Source organism: Bilifractor sp. HCP3S3_D3, from assembly GCF_052063915.1.
Classification (GTDB): Bacteria; Bacillota; Clostridia; order Lachnospirales; family Lachnospiraceae; genus Bilifractor.
On the sequence record NZ_JBQHWP010000024.1, the window covers coordinates 12296 to 27538 of the forward strand.

20 protein-coding genes are annotated in these 15243 nt (G+C 51.2%); all 20 read right to left on the reverse strand.

Going from position 1 to position 15243, the window contains the following annotated elements:
* Positions 1-76: 76 nt before the first annotated feature.
* Positions 77-502: a 50S ribosomal protein L11 gene (gene rplK / locus ACTNDI_RS12260; protein WP_441101267.1), complete on the reverse strand. Its 426-nt coding sequence runs from the start codon at positions 500-502 to the stop codon at positions 77-79.
* 56 nt (positions 503-558) lie between these two features.
* Complete coding sequence (nusG, locus tag ACTNDI_RS12265; RefSeq protein ID WP_441101268.1) at positions 559-1086, reverse strand: transcription termination/antitermination protein NusG; 528 nt, start codon at positions 1084-1086, stop codon at positions 559-561.
* Positions 1087-1101: 15 nt separating this feature from the next.
* A complete protein-coding gene (secE, locus tag ACTNDI_RS12270) occupies positions 1102-1332 on the reverse strand; it encodes a preprotein translocase subunit SecE (protein ID WP_441101269.1) in 231 nt (76 codons plus the stop codon).
* A gap of 43 nt (positions 1333-1375) precedes the next feature.
* Positions 1376-1525 (reverse strand): 50S ribosomal protein L33, encoded by a 150-nt coding sequence (gene rpmG / locus ACTNDI_RS12275; protein ID WP_441101270.1) that lies wholly within the window; start codon positions 1523-1525, stop codon positions 1376-1378.
* 247 nt (positions 1526-1772) lie between these two features.
* The gene (locus tag ACTNDI_RS12280; protein WP_441101271.1) at positions 1773-2549 is read right to left on the reverse strand and encodes a DeoR/GlpR family DNA-binding transcription regulator; all 777 of its coding nucleotides are present in this window, start codon (positions 2547-2549) and stop codon (positions 1773-1775) included.
* A 165-nt stretch (positions 2550-2714) separates the two neighbouring features.
* Positions 2715-3263 carry a BMC domain-containing protein gene (locus ACTNDI_RS12285; protein WP_441101272.1) on the reverse strand — a complete coding sequence of 183 codons (549 nt, stop codon included), beginning with the start codon at positions 3261-3263 and terminating at the stop codon, positions 2715-2717.
* 18 nt (positions 3264-3281) lie between these two features.
* Positions 3282-4607 (reverse strand): 4Fe-4S dicluster domain-containing protein, encoded by a 1326-nt coding sequence (locus ACTNDI_RS12290; RefSeq protein ID WP_441101273.1) that lies wholly within the window; start codon positions 4605-4607, stop codon positions 3282-3284.
* Positions 4604-4897, reverse strand: a complete 294-nt coding sequence (locus ACTNDI_RS12295) for a EutN/CcmL family microcompartment protein (protein ID WP_441101274.1) — start codon at positions 4895-4897, stop codon at positions 4604-4606. The genes ACTNDI_RS12290 and ACTNDI_RS12295 overlap by 4 nt, the downstream gene beginning before the upstream one ends.
* 365 nt (positions 4898-5262) lie before the next feature.
* Positions 5263-5877 (reverse strand): phosphate propanoyltransferase, encoded by a 615-nt coding sequence (gene pduL / locus ACTNDI_RS12300; RefSeq protein ID WP_441101299.1) that lies wholly within the window; start codon positions 5875-5877, stop codon positions 5263-5265.
* A 108-nt stretch (positions 5878-5985) separates the two neighbouring features.
* Positions 5986-6267 (reverse strand): BMC domain-containing protein, encoded by a 282-nt coding sequence (locus ACTNDI_RS12305; protein ID WP_441101300.1) that lies wholly within the window; start codon positions 6265-6267, stop codon positions 5986-5988.
* A gap of 413 nt (positions 6268-6680) precedes the next feature.
* A complete protein-coding gene (locus tag ACTNDI_RS12310; RefSeq protein WP_441101275.1) occupies positions 6681-6992 on the reverse strand; it encodes a BMC domain-containing protein in 312 nt (103 codons plus the stop codon).
* A gap of 22 nt (positions 6993-7014) precedes the next feature.
* The gene (locus ACTNDI_RS12315) at positions 7015-7296 is read right to left on the reverse strand and encodes a BMC domain-containing protein (RefSeq protein ID WP_441101276.1); all 282 of its coding nucleotides are present in this window, start codon (positions 7294-7296) and stop codon (positions 7015-7017) included.
* 22 nt (positions 7297-7318) lie between these two features.
* On the reverse strand, positions 7319-7636 hold the full coding sequence (locus ACTNDI_RS12320) for a BMC domain-containing protein (RefSeq protein ID WP_441101277.1): 318 nt from the start codon (positions 7634-7636) through the stop codon (positions 7319-7321).
* A 56-nt stretch (positions 7637-7692) separates the two neighbouring features.
* A complete protein-coding gene (locus ACTNDI_RS12325) occupies positions 7693-8943 on the reverse strand; it encodes a zinc-binding dehydrogenase (RefSeq protein ID WP_441101278.1) in 1251 nt (416 codons plus the stop codon).
* Positions 8944-8961: 18 nt separating this feature from the next.
* Positions 8962-10353, reverse strand: coding sequence for an aldehyde dehydrogenase family protein (locus ACTNDI_RS12330; protein ID WP_441101279.1), 1392 nt, complete (start codon positions 10351-10353; stop codon positions 8962-8964).
* Between the two features lie 60 nt (positions 10354-10413).
* Complete coding sequence (locus ACTNDI_RS12335) at positions 10414-11253, reverse strand: class II aldolase/adducin family protein (RefSeq protein ID WP_441101280.1); 840 nt, start codon at positions 11251-11253, stop codon at positions 10414-10416.
* Between the two features lie 168 nt (positions 11254-11421).
* A complete protein-coding gene (locus ACTNDI_RS12340) occupies positions 11422-12207 on the reverse strand; it encodes a phosphatase (RefSeq protein WP_441101281.1) in 786 nt (261 codons plus the stop codon).
* 31 nt (positions 12208-12238) lie between these two features.
* Positions 12239-12826: a cob(I)yrinic acid a,c-diamide adenosyltransferase gene (locus tag ACTNDI_RS12345; RefSeq protein WP_441101282.1), complete on the reverse strand. Its 588-nt coding sequence runs from the start codon at positions 12824-12826 to the stop codon at positions 12239-12241.
* Between the two features lie 107 nt (positions 12827-12933).
* The gene (locus tag ACTNDI_RS12350; protein WP_441101283.1) at positions 12934-13272 is read right to left on the reverse strand and encodes a glycerol dehydratase reactivase beta/small subunit family protein; all 339 of its coding nucleotides are present in this window, start codon (positions 13270-13272) and stop codon (positions 12934-12936) included.
* The gene (locus tag ACTNDI_RS12355) at positions 13269-15086 is read right to left on the reverse strand and encodes a diol dehydratase reactivase subunit alpha (protein WP_441101284.1); all 1818 of its coding nucleotides are present in this window, start codon (positions 15084-15086) and stop codon (positions 13269-13271) included. The genes ACTNDI_RS12350 and ACTNDI_RS12355 overlap by 4 nt, the downstream gene beginning before the upstream one ends.
* Positions 15087-15243 lie beyond the last annotated feature (157 nt).

The following is a 15243-nucleotide window of genomic DNA, read 5'->3' on the forward strand; positions in this document are numbered from 1 at the left end:
TTCCGGCGCACATGCAAGAATTAGCGCTTTCTCCGAAGGAAACGTCAGACACTTACGAAAGTTACTGTCGACCGAATCAGTCCTCAACGACAACGCCCATGCTGCGGCAGGTTCCCGCGATCATGCTCATGGCGCTCTCTACGGATGCTGCATTAAGGTCTGGCATCTTCATCTCGGCGATCTCTTTGATCTGATCCTTTGTGATGGTAGCGACCTTTGTCTTGTTCGGTTCTCCAGAAGCCTTCTTGAGGTTGCATGCCTTCTTGATAAGTACTGCTGCCGGCGGAGTCTTTGTGATGAAGCTGAAGCTTCTGTCTGCATAAACTGTAATCACTACAGGAATGATAAGATCTCCCTTATCAGCAGTTCTTGCATTGAACTCCTTGGTAAACTGTACGATGTTTACACCGTGCTGACCAAGAGCAGGACCAACCGGCGGAGCTGGAGTAGCTTTGCCTGCAGGAATCTGTAATTTAATGTAACCTGTAACTTTCTTTGCCATTTTCGGCACCTCCTAAAATAATGTGGTATTTGCGGGAATGTCCCTCCCACTGGCCGTCAGCCGGCCTTGCGGACTTCTGCGAAGCTGATTTCAACCGGCGTCGCACGTCCGAACAGCTCAACGTTAATAGTAACGGTCTGTTTACTCTGATTGATTGCCGACACGGTACCTGTGGAATCCTTCCACACGCCTCCGATAACGACAACCTGATCACCGACCTCGAGGTCGATGACAACCTTCTCACCGGCGTCAACTCCCAGCGGCTGCATCTCAGCCGGTGACAGCGGAACCGGTTTGGAACCCGGACCTACAAATCCGGTAACGCCTCTGGTATTGCGAACGACGTACCATGTGTCGTCATTCATAACCATGTTAAGGAGCACATATCCCGGAAACATCTTTCGCTGTACCTGTTTCTTCGTGCCGTTCTTTACCTCAACGACCTCCTCCATCGGTACGCGGACTTCCAGGATCTGGTCTTCAAGGTGTCTGTTTGCGATTGTCTTCTCAATGTTAGCCTTCACCTTATTCTCATAACCGGAATAAGTATGAACTACATACCATTTTGCTTCAGAATCTGACATTGATCCACCTTTTCCTTACCCAATGATCAACTGCATAACCTGCAGTCCCAGATTATCTACCAGCGTGATCAGTACGCACACAACCACCGAGATGGCAACGACTGCTGCGGTCTGTCTGCCAAGAGTCTTCGGTTCTGTCCATACGATCTTGTCCCATTCAGTCTTCAGGCCCTTCGCCCAGCTGCCCTTTTTCTTGTCGGTATTTGCTGGTTTCCCGGCCTTGTTCTTCTTTGCATCGTCTGCCATAAACTCACCTCACCAGAGAAAACGAAAGAACGAAGGTTCTCAATTACTTGGTCTCTCTGTGCAGCGTATGCTTTCTGCAGAATCTGCAGTACTTCTTGATTTCCATACGCTCCGGATGTGTCTTCTTATCCTTCGTCGTATTGTAGTTGCGCTGTTTGCATTCTGTACATGCTAATGTAATTCTGGTACGCACGACTTCCACCTCCACTGTAATAAACACTAAAATCGGGCCCGATTTTTCTGCATTTCTGGCAAATGGGAAACGATCACGTTCACCGCCTCTTTCTACCAAAAAAGCGTAAAAAAAAAGGACCTACTTCGTTGTCGCTGTACTAGCATAGCACGAAGTAAATCCTGTGTCAATATGTGTAAATTGCAAAATTTCAGCAAGATTTCAGCAAATTTCAGCAGTACTTCAGCAAAAATTTCACCGATCCGCGTCAATGTCCGGCCGTCTCAGGATAACAGAGTTGGATTCCTTCGCGTTCAAAATACTCCACCCAGTAGTCATCCGGTTTTTGGTCGGTAATCACCCCATAGATGCGCTCCAATGTATCGATTCTGGAGAACGCTGTCTTGTCGAACTTGGTGCTGTCCAGTACCAGATAGCTCTTCGCGGCCGATTCGATGGTCACCTTTTTCAGAGATGTGAACTGCTGGAGAGAATCCATGATCCCGTGATCACGGTTCAGAGCCTTGCAGGACACAAAGGCTTTATCCGCATAATAAGCATTCGCGGACTTCTCGGCTTCCGGCCCGATCAGAGCAAGATAACCTTCCTTGAGTGTTCCGCCCGTTGAAATAATCGTCCACCCGGGAACCTCGGACAGCTCCAGAATGATCTCGATGGAATTTGTGACCACGGTCAGTCTCTGCTTGTTCTTGATTGCCTTCGCGATAAAAAGATCTGTGGAGCTTGCGTCCAGCATGATGTGATCTCCATCGTGTATGATCCCCGCCGCAATCTCCGCTATTTTCTGCTTCGCGACGACATTCTTGCGGCTTCTCACCGTGAGCGGCATATCAAAACCCACGTTCTCATTCAGCACCGCGCCGCCATAGCTTTTCGTGGCGTATCCTTCCTGCTCGAGTTTCTCCAGGTCCCGGCGGATGGTTTCTTCCGAGACGTGGTAAAGCTTGCTCAGTTCGCTGACGACAACTTTTTTATTGTCCTGCAGCTTCTCAAGTATCAAATTACGTCGTTCAATTGCAAGCACTCTTATTTCCTCCTACATCAAGATAATGATCATACGCGCTTCGCGGGTTTTCTCTCATACTCGCGGCTGCCTCTGCTCACAATCACTTCATATTCTGATGCAGTTCACTGACCGCGCAGATAAAAAGCAGCCCCGAGAAAGGATTCCCGGAGCTGAATATTCATCTTACAGAATGGTCTGAATAATCTTCTGATCCGGATGCGCAATCACCTGTGAATCCAAATACATTCCCTTCTCTCCTGCGATCTCCCTTGCCTTTTCGATGGAAGCTGTCACAGCAGAAACTTCACCGGTGAGCAGCATGAAGGACTTACCGCACATGCCCTTTGCAAGACGCAGTTCAATCACCTGCACAATGGCTGTCTTCGCAGCCGCATCTGCCGCCTCAATCAGAGAAGCAACATCAAAAGTCTCCAGAATACCGAGCGAATTCACCTCTCCGACCTCACTGGCCCCATACATTGCCGGGAAGAGAGATTCATGAGGATTTCCGAGTACGAAATTATCGATAAGCTCGGACTCATATGCCGTGCTGGCCGCTTCCACAGATGCTTTCACCGCACTGAGATCTCCGGTGATAATGGCTATATACTTTCCGGGGCAGACAGTCTGCGCCTCGACAATGTCAACGTCTGCGGTCTTTACCATCAAATCCGCCGCGGTGATACCCGTTGGAATACTCTTAAACTCAATCATTCCGATTGCTTTACTCATAGCCGCCTACGTCCTTTCTTACTCTTTTCTGATCCTGATGAACGTATCGTTCACGTCCGTTACAACGCCCGGCAGAGATGCGTGCATCGCAACCCCAAGGCCGTCCGGCGCTTTCGCAACCATCTGCCTGTATTCCACGTGATCACCGACCTTGACGATCGGAACAGCCGGCGCACCGATATGCTGTCTGAGAAGGATGCGTACGGTTTCCTCGGGCTGCAGTTCATCATCCAGGGGCGCCGGCAGATCATATTTGCTCAGTCCCAGACGCGCCTTCAGTCTGTCCTCCGGAACCTTCCGGAATTCTCTGGATGGCTTCACGGGAACCGCCTCAACAACCGGCGGCTTGATTCCCTTTGCCCTCAGCCCCGCCTTGTACTCACCGATCAAGGTCCTCGGCGCAAGGTCCTGCGGGCACGCATACAGCTCGCAGATACCACACTGTGAGCAGAAGTTTGTATTCAGGAACGGGTTCAGATCCTGAAAATCCGCATTGGAGGCGGATCTCATAAATCTTGCGGGATCAATCGGGTGTCCGAGCGCATGACGCGAACACAAATCGGTACATGTCTCACACTGACAGCAGATTGACGCGGCTCTCGCCAGATCAATCTTAGACTTTCTGCGCTTCTTCATGACAAGTGGATGATCCTGCGGAAGAACCAGAATTGCGTTTGTTGTCTTCGTAACCCTTCCATCATGCGGCTGAATACGACCCATCATCGGACCGCCGACAAAATACACCGGATCCTCACAGGTAAGCTCTCCCGCGAGATCCACCACAGATTTGAAGGAACATCCGACAGATACAGGAACTGTGATCGGCTTTGATACCTCACCGATAATCGTCAGATATTTGAAGGTGACCGGCTTATCCTCTACCGCAGCCCGATAGATGTTGTACATAGTTTCTACATTATATACAATGCAGCCCTGCTCGATCGGAAGACCGCCCGGACGAACGACCCGTCCGGTACACTCGTAGATCAGGATGACCTCATCCCCCATCGGATATACTTCCTGAAGGTAATGAATCTTCATCTCCGGATATTTGCCGATTTCTTTTTCGACGGCTGCAATTGCATGTTCATAGGACTTCTTGATTCCGATGATCGCCTGCTTTGCCCCGACGGTCTCGGCTACCATGTGAAGTCCCGCGAGAATCTCATCCGCATGACTGCGGAGCAGCTGTCTATGTGGCTGCAGAAGCGGTTCGCATTCTGCACAGTTTAACAGAATGGTATCCGCATTTTTATTTAACTTTGCATAGGACGGAAATCCGGCGCCACCGGCACCGACCACGCCGCCGTCCTTCAGTTTTTGCTGCAACTCCTCAAATTTCATGCTTTCTCCATTCCAGAATTTTCTTCTTCAAAATAACCGTTGTCATCGATGATGCCGACGATTGCCGCGTCTACCGGAGCGTCCTGCATATCACAGCCGATTCTGGCAGCACTTCCCTGCGCAATCAAAACATATTCACCAATTCCGGCACCGATTACATCGATGGCTATGATCTGGCGTGTGTCCGCCGCCATATGATGCAGTGGTTCTACGATCATAAATTTATTTCCGACCAGCTTTTCACTTTTACGGGTGGAAATCAGACTTCCTACAACCTTTCCTGCTATCATATTTCCTCCATCATTATCCTTTATATAATTCTTTCAGCTTAAAAATACGAAACGGATAATCCTCCGTATGATTCCGTCATTCGAAAAACACGGATTGGATGATTCCTTGTATGATTCTTTCATCCGTAAAACACGGATTGGATGATTCCTTGTATGATTCTTTCATCCGTAAAACACGGATTAGATGATTCCTTGTATGATTCTTTCATCCGTAAAATGCAGACAGAACTTTCAGGCGCACACCACGCCCCGGGCTCCGTGTGCAGAAAACTACGATTAAATTACTATTATATGTACAAGCAGTGCTGCCGGACTGCAAAGAATTTGTCTTGCAGAACATGGCAGCACCGAAAATCAGGATCCGACTACTGAATAATGGTTACCGTATCGCCCTGTTTGATTCCCGCCGCATTTGCCTCGTCGGTATCAATATGCATCTCAAGAGTAAAGCTCTTATCTACACGTATAACCACGTGATTGAAGATTGTACCGCGATCATTCTCAGCCTTTACGGAAACAATGTCGCCATTCTTGAGGCCGGCTGCCTCAGCATCTCTCGGAGACATATGGATGTGGCGCATCGCAATGATCGCTCCCTCGTTGAGATAAATGGCTCCCTTTGGCCCTACAATCGCGATCGGCGCGCTTCCTGCGATATCGCCTGACTGACGTATCGGTGCTTTGATGCCGAGCGTCCTTGCGTCCGTTGCGGAAATCTCAACCTGTGTCTGTTTTCTCACAGGTCCCAGAATACGAACATTTTCAATGGCACGGAGCTTGAGACCCACGATGGTAACCTGCTCGTTCGACGCAAACTGCCCACCCATCAGATCCTTCTTCTTGGTGAGCTGATAGCCCGGACCGAACAGAGCCTCTACATGCTCCTGTGTCAGATGTACGTGTCTCGCGGATACACCAACCGGAACGAGAAATCCCTTAGAGGGCTTTTCCTCCGCTTTGTTTAAGGATTCAATCACCATGCGGGTGATGGTTTCAATCTGATTTGTATCCAAAATGACACCTCGTTATCTGAATTGAACTTTAATACTTTCGTTGATAAGCCTCGCAACCCCTGAAGGTACAAATGCTTACTTATTCAGATGCGGAAGGATCATCTCAACATCCTGATGCGGTCTCGGAATTACGTGAGTCGCAACCAGCTCACCAAGACGGGAAGCATTGTTTCCGCCGGCTTCAACTGCGGATTTTACAGCGCCTACATCACCGCGAACCATAACAGTTACGAGTCCGGAACCGATTCTCTCTGTTCCGATCAGGCTTACGTTTGCTGCCTTGCACATCGCATCGGCTGCCTCGATTGCAGCTACAAGTCCTCTTGTCTCAACCATTCCTAAAGCTTCCTGTGTCATTTTTCTTTCCTCCTTGAAATTCGTGTGTGCGGGCTCATCCGCTTTTACTGGTGTTTTATCTGATTCTTCGATATGAACGGTTTCTGTCTTTTCTGATTCGGCTTTTGAATCCATGCTGTCAGCTTCAGCCGTCTCCGCAGCCTTCTCCGGTGCAGCGGACTTTACCTCTCCTGCAGTTTGCTCCGCCTCTAAAGGCTTTTCTGCTTCTGCAGTTTTTTGCCCTTCTGCAGGCTTCTCTGCTTCTTCTTGCCTCTCTGCTTCTGCAGGCTTCCCTGCTTTTGCAGGTTCTGCTGTGCCGGCGTCCATATTTTTCACCGTTTCCGAAATAATCTTCTTCTCTGCGGGCTTCTTCTGCTCCGCAGCCGCGGCTTTTTCTGCGGATTCATTACCGGAAGGATTTACCTTCGTTTTCTTTATTTCCGCCATGCGTAATCTCCCACTGTTCTCCATCTGCTTGCGCTCAGTTGAACCATTTTTACAATTTCCTCATGTGGGTTCGCAATGACCGCTTTCAGAGTTGGTTTCTTGATGCACTCCCTCATGACCGCGTCAACCGCTGTCTGTACAGAGGAGACATCTCCTTCAATAATCAAGGTGACCAGACGTCCTCCGAGCTTCCGTTCCCAGGAAGCAAGCCTCACATCGGCTGCCTTGCACATGATATCGACGGCGTCCATAGCTGCGGTTACGCCTACTATTTCTATAAAGCCATACGCATTTCCCATGGATCGTCAGCTCCTTCAGTGATTACTCGAGATTATGCGGCAGAATGTACTCAACATCCTCATGAGGTCTCGGAATTACGTGTGTGGCAACCAGCTCTCCAAGTCTGGATGCAGCAGCGCTTCCGGCTTCTACGGCAGCCTTTGTAGCGCCGACATCGCCGCGGACAAGTACAGTTACCAGTCCGGATCCGATCTTTTCTGTACCGATCAGATGAACTTCTGCTGCCTTGGTCATAGCATCGGCTGCCTCGATTGCAGCTGTAAGACCTCTGGTCTCAATCATACCTAAAGCTTCCTGTGACATTTCTCAAATCCTCCTGATAAGTTCAAAACTTGTCTAGTGCGCTGATTTTCAGCATCTTTTCAACACCCGGATCATCCGGATTGGGAATTACGTAGTGCTGCACAACTCCGCTGATCTCTTTTGCCTTTTCGATTCCGGCCTCCATCGCCGCGTTTACCTCAGAGACATTTCCTCTGAACTTCACCGTGACGAGAAGAGGAACCGGAAGCTCATCGGCATGTGCAGGCTTATTCTTGTCAAAAACCTCCAGTGTGACATTGGCAGCCTTACATCCGGCGTCGGCAGCCACAAAGGCGCACGTCAGACCATAAACCTCCAGAATACCCACGGCTTTTGCCATTGTCCTGCACTCCTTTCAATCAGTATCGTAGTCATTCCGACTGATGTCAAGCATCATCAGTGATTATTTGTATTTCCGTCAAGCGGTACATTTGTAACCGCGATCTTGAATCCCTTCTGTGCCAGAGCGAATTCATGTGCCTCATTGATCTTGTCGAGCGGGAACGCATCTGTGATCAGATCCGTTACCGGAAGGCCAATTGCCTTTGCTCTCTTCAGGAAGGAGAAGGTTGTGACGTAGTCTCTCAGTGTATATACCCAGGATCCCACGAGGTTGATCTCCTTGGAGCAGAGATCAAAGTGCGGATTGATGGTGGCATCTCCGTTGTTGATGAAGAAGCCAAGCTCGCACAGCCCGCCGCCATTGCGGATAAAATGGTAGATATTGGAGTGCGCGACCGGTGATCCTGTGCACTGGAAAGCGAAATCTGCCAGATGTCCGTCAAATGTCTCTGCAACCGCGTTCGCCAGGTTGTCGATTCCCTTGTAGTTCATGAAATTGACTGTCTTGGTAGCTCCCATCTTCTTGGAGAACTCCAGTCTGGAATCATTGCCGTCTACCGTTGTGATGTTGTCAATACCCATCGTGCGGAGAACCGCGACGCACAGAAGTCCGATCGGTCCGACGCCCTGTACGACTACGCGGCTGTTGAATCGAAGGATTCCGGTCGTCTTTGCTCTCTCAACCGCGTGTACCAGAACTGCCGCGGGCTCGATGATGATACGGCTCTTCAGATCCATGTCAGATACATTGAAAAATGTAGATCCGCGGGAACCTTTGATGAAGATGTAGTCGGAGAACCATCCGTTCAGATGAATGTCATCATCCGGGATCAGTCCGTATACATCAGCCGCTCCGACATTTTTCTTGTTCAGGTCGAACATTGTGATGTCCGGATCATCTTTGAACATCATGCAGGTGACGATCTTGTCGCCGACCTTTACCGGATTTCCGGCGCTGTCAACCTTTACATTCTTACCGATCTTTACAATCTCTCCGGTTCCCTCATGTCCAAGAGCAACCGGGATCAGACCGAAGGGATCTTTCTTGAATTCATGCTGATCGGTTCCGCAGATTCCGGTTCCCTCGACTCTTACGAGGATATCATCGTCGCCGACCTCCGGGATCGGGAACTCCTTCACATCATAGTGCTGAAGTGCTGTGAGCATCGCCACATGCGCGGTCTTCGGAATCGGACCGCTTGAGGCAGGTGCCGCAACAGGGGCATTCGCAGGTGCCGGTGTTCCGGACATGCTTGAAAGTACCTGTCTTACAATCTCCTCTATATTATTCTGATTCATATCCATTCTGTAATTTCCTCCTGATCAGCGGATGCAAAGGCTGTCTACCATTACGCAGCGTCTCTTCTTCGTGAAGGTCTTGGCGCTTGTAAGTCCCTCGCCTGTTCTGGAGGCAATGGTGAAGGTGCAGATGCCCTCTCCGCCATAACCCAGAGCCGCGTAGGACGGGCCGTTCTTGACAAGAATCGCGGTATCCATCGCTCTTGCATACTTCGTAATACGTTCCACATCATGAGAATGAATGTGGGCGGAATGGCGGTTGCCATGCTCCAGCCATACGCATTTCTCAACAGCGTCATCAAAATCCTTTGCCGGAACAATACCCAGAATCGGCATCATCAGCTCCGTGGAAATCAGAGGATTCTCTTTTTCTCCGACGAAGGTGATGCAGCGGATACTCGGATCCGCTTCAACTCCGATCATGGACAGAAGTGTTCTGGCGTCACGTCCCACACACTTGCGGTTCAGCTTGCCCTTTTCATCCATGACGGTGCGGATGAGAGCGTCCTGCTCTTCCTTGGATGCGAGATAGCATCCCTGCTCGGTTACCATGTAGTGCAGCAGCTCGTCAACGACCTGCTGTACAGCGACGATCTCTTTCTCGGCGATGCAGGGAAGGTTATTGTCGAAGGTGCATCCGTTTACGATGTCCTCCGCCGCCTTGCGGATGTCTGCCGTCTCATCAACCAGTGCAGGCGGATTTCCTGCTCCGGCTCCGATTCCTCTCTTGCCGCAGGAAAGAATTGCGGTTACAACGCCCGGACCGCCGGTAGCAACCAGAAGAGGAATATCCTTGTGATGCATCATGACAGAACTGGTATCCAGCGTCGGATGCTCAACGGTGCACGCGATGTTGTCCGGACCGCCGGCCTCCAGGGAAGCCTCGTTCATCATGTTGATCGCGTAGATTGTTGTCTTGATTGCCTGCGGATGCGGGTTGAATACTACAGTATTTCCGGCCGCAAGCATTCCGATTGTATTGCAGAAGATTGTCTCCTGCGGATTTGTACAGGGTGTGATAGCACCGATGACTCCGAACGGGCCCTCCTCGACAAGAGTAAGTCCGCGGTCTCCGGAGTATGCTTCTGTGGTAATATCCTCCGTTCCCGGAATCTTATCTGCACAAAGATAATTCTTCAGAATCTTATGTCCAACATTGCCCATTCCGGTTTCGTCAACCGCCATGCGGGCCATCAGCTCCGCATTCTCACGAATCTTGCGGCGGATGATGGTGATGATCTTCTCTCTCTGATCAAGAGACATTACCCGGACAACCTTCTCGGCTTTCTTCGCAGCTTCAATCGCATCGTTCATGTCCTTGAAAATGCCGTGCTTGCCGGAAGCGCTGTCGTTGATATTCATCTTTGCCATGACTTCCTGAACAATGTTTTTCACCATGCGTTCATCAACTGGCACGATAATTACCTCCGATATATAATACAATTCATGCCGTGCCCGGACTTGCGGGCCGGTGGTTTACTTGTTGAGTCCGAGCTGCTCCATTACCTTCTTTGTGATCTCCGCAACGGTATCGGCATTGCTCTCAGCGCCATGCGCGTATGTGGATCCTGTATGCTCGCCGAGTCCGTCGCTGCTGCAGGAGCCGCCGCAGTTATGGCAGTTCAGCGTGCCCTTGTTCTGGCAAAGGTTTGCCGGATGCTTGCCCGGAAGACCCATCTGCCGGCGGATTTCATACAGTCTCTCAACCGTTGCCTTGTCGAACTCCTTCGGGCCGCCCAGCATCTTTGACTGATACAGCAGCTGTGCGTAGAACTCAACCGACTCCATCTTCAGATATGCGGAAAGCAGATCTACAGAATAGGTCAGAGCGCCGTGGCTCTCAAGAAGGACAGCATCGAAGTACGGAAGATACTTTTCAACAGCGTCCGGGATCTCCATTGTGGAAGGAGTTCCGTAAGGAGCGATCGGTACGCAGCCGAGCGCGATGACTGCCTCCGGCATGATCGGCTGTGTCAGCGGAATGCCTGCAATCGCGAAACTTGTCGCATATACGGGATGAGCATGAACGACAGATCCGACATCCGGTCTCTTTTCGTATACTCTTAAATGCATTTTGATCTCAGAAGAAGGTTTGAAGCCCGGATTAGCATGAAGCACCTGGCCTTTCTCATCAATCTTGCAGATATATTCCGGAGTCATGAATCCCTTGGAAACGCCTGTCGGTGTGCAAAGGAATGTATGATCATCCAGCTTTACGGAAATGTTTCCATCGTTCGCTGCAACCATGTTGCGGTTGTAGATTCTCTTTCCGATGTCGCAGATCTGTTTCTTAATTTCAAACTCATTAACAGCCATTTGCTACTTCCTCCTTGAAATGCATCATTTTGATTGGTTTTGAGTTTAGTTGGTTTTTATCCTGATGACATTATATCATACGCTTCAACAATGTCAATAGAATCGTGTTGTTTCATGTGGTTTCTGAGCCCGTTCTGGGACCGATTTTGTTGGTTTCTCTTCGTTTCATCAACTGCTCCGCAAAGCCCCACGAAGCTTCTCCATCCCGCTCTGCCGGCTGCGTGAAGGTTTCCGTCTGGCTTCGCCGATTCTCAGAGCCTCGCGGATTTTCTCCGGCCTGCTGTTCAGAATCAGCTCCTCCGGATAATTTACCTCCCTCAGAATCCGTTCCGCCCAGGTAAAATCACCGATATGACCGGGTCCGTGGCTGTCGCTCGCCATGATGACCGGAAGATTTCGCTTTCTGCATGCCGCGAGCATTTTCAGGTCATTCGGTCTTGTATCTCCCCGGTAGCCGTCAGGGGAAAGCGAGGAATTATTTACCTCGAGAATGACACCATATTCCGCAGCCGCGTCTGCCAGGAGTTCATAGTCGACCGGATATCTTGCGTCATCCGGATGACCAATGATCCGCACCTTTGGATGCCTCATTGCCTGCGTATAAGCCAGGGTGTTGGCCACAGCGCTTCCCGGCTTCAGATTAGGATGATGAATGCTGGCGATCGCATAATCCAGACCGTCCAGTATGTCATCCGGAAGATCAATGTTTCCAGCAAAATCTACAATATTTACTTCCGCGCCATAACAGATCCGAACCCCCGCACGAAACTCCGGAGCGTAAGCCAGGCTTCTGAAGTACGATTCTGTGCCAGCCGCAACAGTTGCGGGACCGTGATCGGTGATGCCCAGCACCTGAATTCCCTTCGCTGCAGCGGCCTTCGCCATATCCGCGATGGTACTCGAGGTACCGTGCCCGCTGGCGATTGAATGAGTATGCATGTCGCACACGTACATTTCTGTCCTTCCTCCCTATCCTGCTTCCCGCTCAGTTGTCAATCCTCCTCCTGGAGCCGTGCGGTTCCTTCAGGATGTCGCGGATCACCTCCTGGCGGACTCCCTCACTCCGGATATTCTCCGCTTTATAATCCGCGTATCTGGCTGCAACATACAGAAAATCGGACAGACGGTTCATGTACTGCATCGCCTTCTTATCTGCTACAAACTTCTGCGCGACGACACGAAACCTTCGCTCTGCTCTCCGCGCAACCGCCCGGGCCACATCCAGCCTTGCGGATTCCTCGCATCCGCCGTAGAGCACAAAATCTTTCACCCGCGGAAAAGAATCCTCCGTAGCATCGATCCACCCTTCCAGCTTCTGCGTCTCCGATTCCTCAAAACGGTATTCCCGCTTCATAGGCGCGGCCACCCCGGACATCATGAACATCAGCGTCTTCTGAATATGGGTCAGTCTTTCCCGGAGCTCATCGTCCGCAAGAACCTTTGCCATGCCGATCTGACTGTTCAATTCGTCTATGGTGCCGAGGAGTTCAATTCTGTCATCCGTCTTCAGAACGCTCTGTCCGTTCAGAAGAGATGTCCTTCCGTTATCACCGTTTTTCGTATAGATTTTCATTGATTGTCTGTCCTTCATATGAATTTCATATACCGGTATATCTGAAATGCCTCTGTCCGGAGCCTCTGTCCGGAGCTTCTTCCTGAGGAGTATAGAGCAACAAGGCTCTACTCCAGGTCTCTGAGGCACTGTTTTTTCATCACTCTTGCGCTGTTGGAGCCGATGATCCTGCATGCGGCAAAGGTCGGCATATGGACGCTGTACACACACTCCCCCGGCCTCCGGCCCCGCATCTGAAAGGAAACATTCTCACCGGATATCCCGATGCCAGAACCCATCATCGAGGCATTGCACGCGTCAGACGCCAGAATGTCCGCGTCTGACTCATCCATCTCAAAGACCTCAGACGCAACATTCTCTTCCTCGATTCCCGCCTGTATCTCCCGCAGAAAATCATTGTCCGCGCGATGTGTATAAATAAAAATTGATGGCCTCTGGCTGATCATCTCTTCTCGCCTCCGTAGGAGAGCACCAGTCCGGTCGCGACCGCGTTCCTCGGTCCCTCCGTTCCTCTGATGTTTCCTCTGCCGCAGACAATTCCATATCCGGCAAATTCTTCCATCAGCATCTCCGGAATCTCAAAATCCGCTGCCGAACCTCCTACAAGAACCACATTTGATATTTTCCGCAGATTGTGATCCGGAGCCACATAGCGCAAAGCTCGCAGCGCATTGGTGAGGAATACCTTTTTCTTTGCTTCACGGCGGATCTCACGAATCCGCTCCATCGGAACATCCTTTTCCACACGGACCAGCCCCGACTCCGTGAGCAGTACCACTCTTCCGTAAAACCTCGGGTCGATGGATTCCTGCACGAAATACATCTCGCCGTTTTCCATTCTCATATGAAAGAGACTCTCAACCTTCGCCAGCGGATATTTTTTGATCTGCTCCGCCATGTAGCGGTTGTCCAGACCCAGCTCTGTCTGAATCAGCATGGATACCAGTTCCCCGGCACCCGCCTGATGCGTCAGCGATACGCTTCCGTTTTCCCGGATAATCGCGGCATCGGTCGATCCGCCTCCCATATCCAGGATAGCGAGCGGAAGGGCAGTGCCCGGTGTCGTAAGCGCTCCCAGGCTCGCCATGACCGCTTCCACACCCGCAACCGTCGTCCGGGTGTGCAGCACCTCCGACAGCTTCTCCGCGATCTGCCGCATGGGAAGCTGCTGCGTACGCACCATCGCGGCGATTCCCACTGCCTTCTCCAGACAGGTCTCACCGGCAAGCGCTCCGGAGATCAGTACGGGCGCAAGCGTGTCCACTGCCAGAATATCCGTGATATGAATATCCGTGTCTGCCTCTCCGCTTACTTCACTCATGCTCTTCCGGATACGGCTGAGCATATTTCCTACATTGGTGTCTGCCTGTCCGGTCACATCACGGATTCTGCCCGCATCACCGACCGCTTTCATGATCTTGTCCGCGCCTTCGTCCAAAGAAATCCTGACCGGATGTTCCGCATCCAGATAAATCTCTCCGGCCGGAAGCACATTCTCCCGGATGTCTCCGTTCGGCGTCCGGATCACAACCGCGCTCCGGTTTCCAATCAGGCTCTTGGCAATCGGCGTCACCGTCCGCGTCTCATCCGCATTGAGATGAAGCAGTGTGGCAATGCCATAGGGATTGGAAAGCATCCGGATAAACTGACCCGGAAGAGCTACCTCAATCGCCGCCATCTTGCCGTCCGGGATCTTGTCGATTCTCTTCACCTCATCGACGATGGGAATCTTCCGCGTAAGACGGTTCTCCACAAGAACCGCCTCGTCCGCCTGAAGAATCATCCCGACTACATTCAGCCGTCCGGCCGTTTCATTAATTCTTCTCGCCACCTCTTCATAGCCGTGATTTCCCGGGACAAAAACAATGTACGGTGTCCCCGGCAGTCCCCGGTCCAGCCGCTCAAACGAGAGCAGCTCCCCCGCCGCCTGCCCGGCCCCGGCCGGGGTGGAGGGATTGTGCCCGATCATGGAAGAGTCCGTGATGATCGTCTCGGTCAATGTCTCCATCGCCGTATCGCCGATAACCGGAGCCGCTTCGTTCAGCCGTATCAGATCAATCCCGGAAACTTCCCTGCCGATCCGACCCATAGCTTCCTTCAGAGCCGCAAGGATCCCGTGAATATTCGCCGCGGTTCCCTTGGTTCCCGTCGTCATGACCGAAGCTCCGGACAGGAAGCGCAAATTCTCCCCTTCACTGTATTCTCCGATACAGACCTCTGTTGTGGAATTTCCGATATCTACACCTGCTACAATGCTCAAAGACCTAACCTCGCGGATATTTTCTAATGGATATTTCGATAATATTTTTCAAAAGCAGTTCCTGTAGTAAACGCCCATGCCATGCAAGCGGAGCGCCACAATATGTATAAAGCCACCTGCTCCGCTGCTTCGCAGCTGCCACATGTGGACCGGCTTC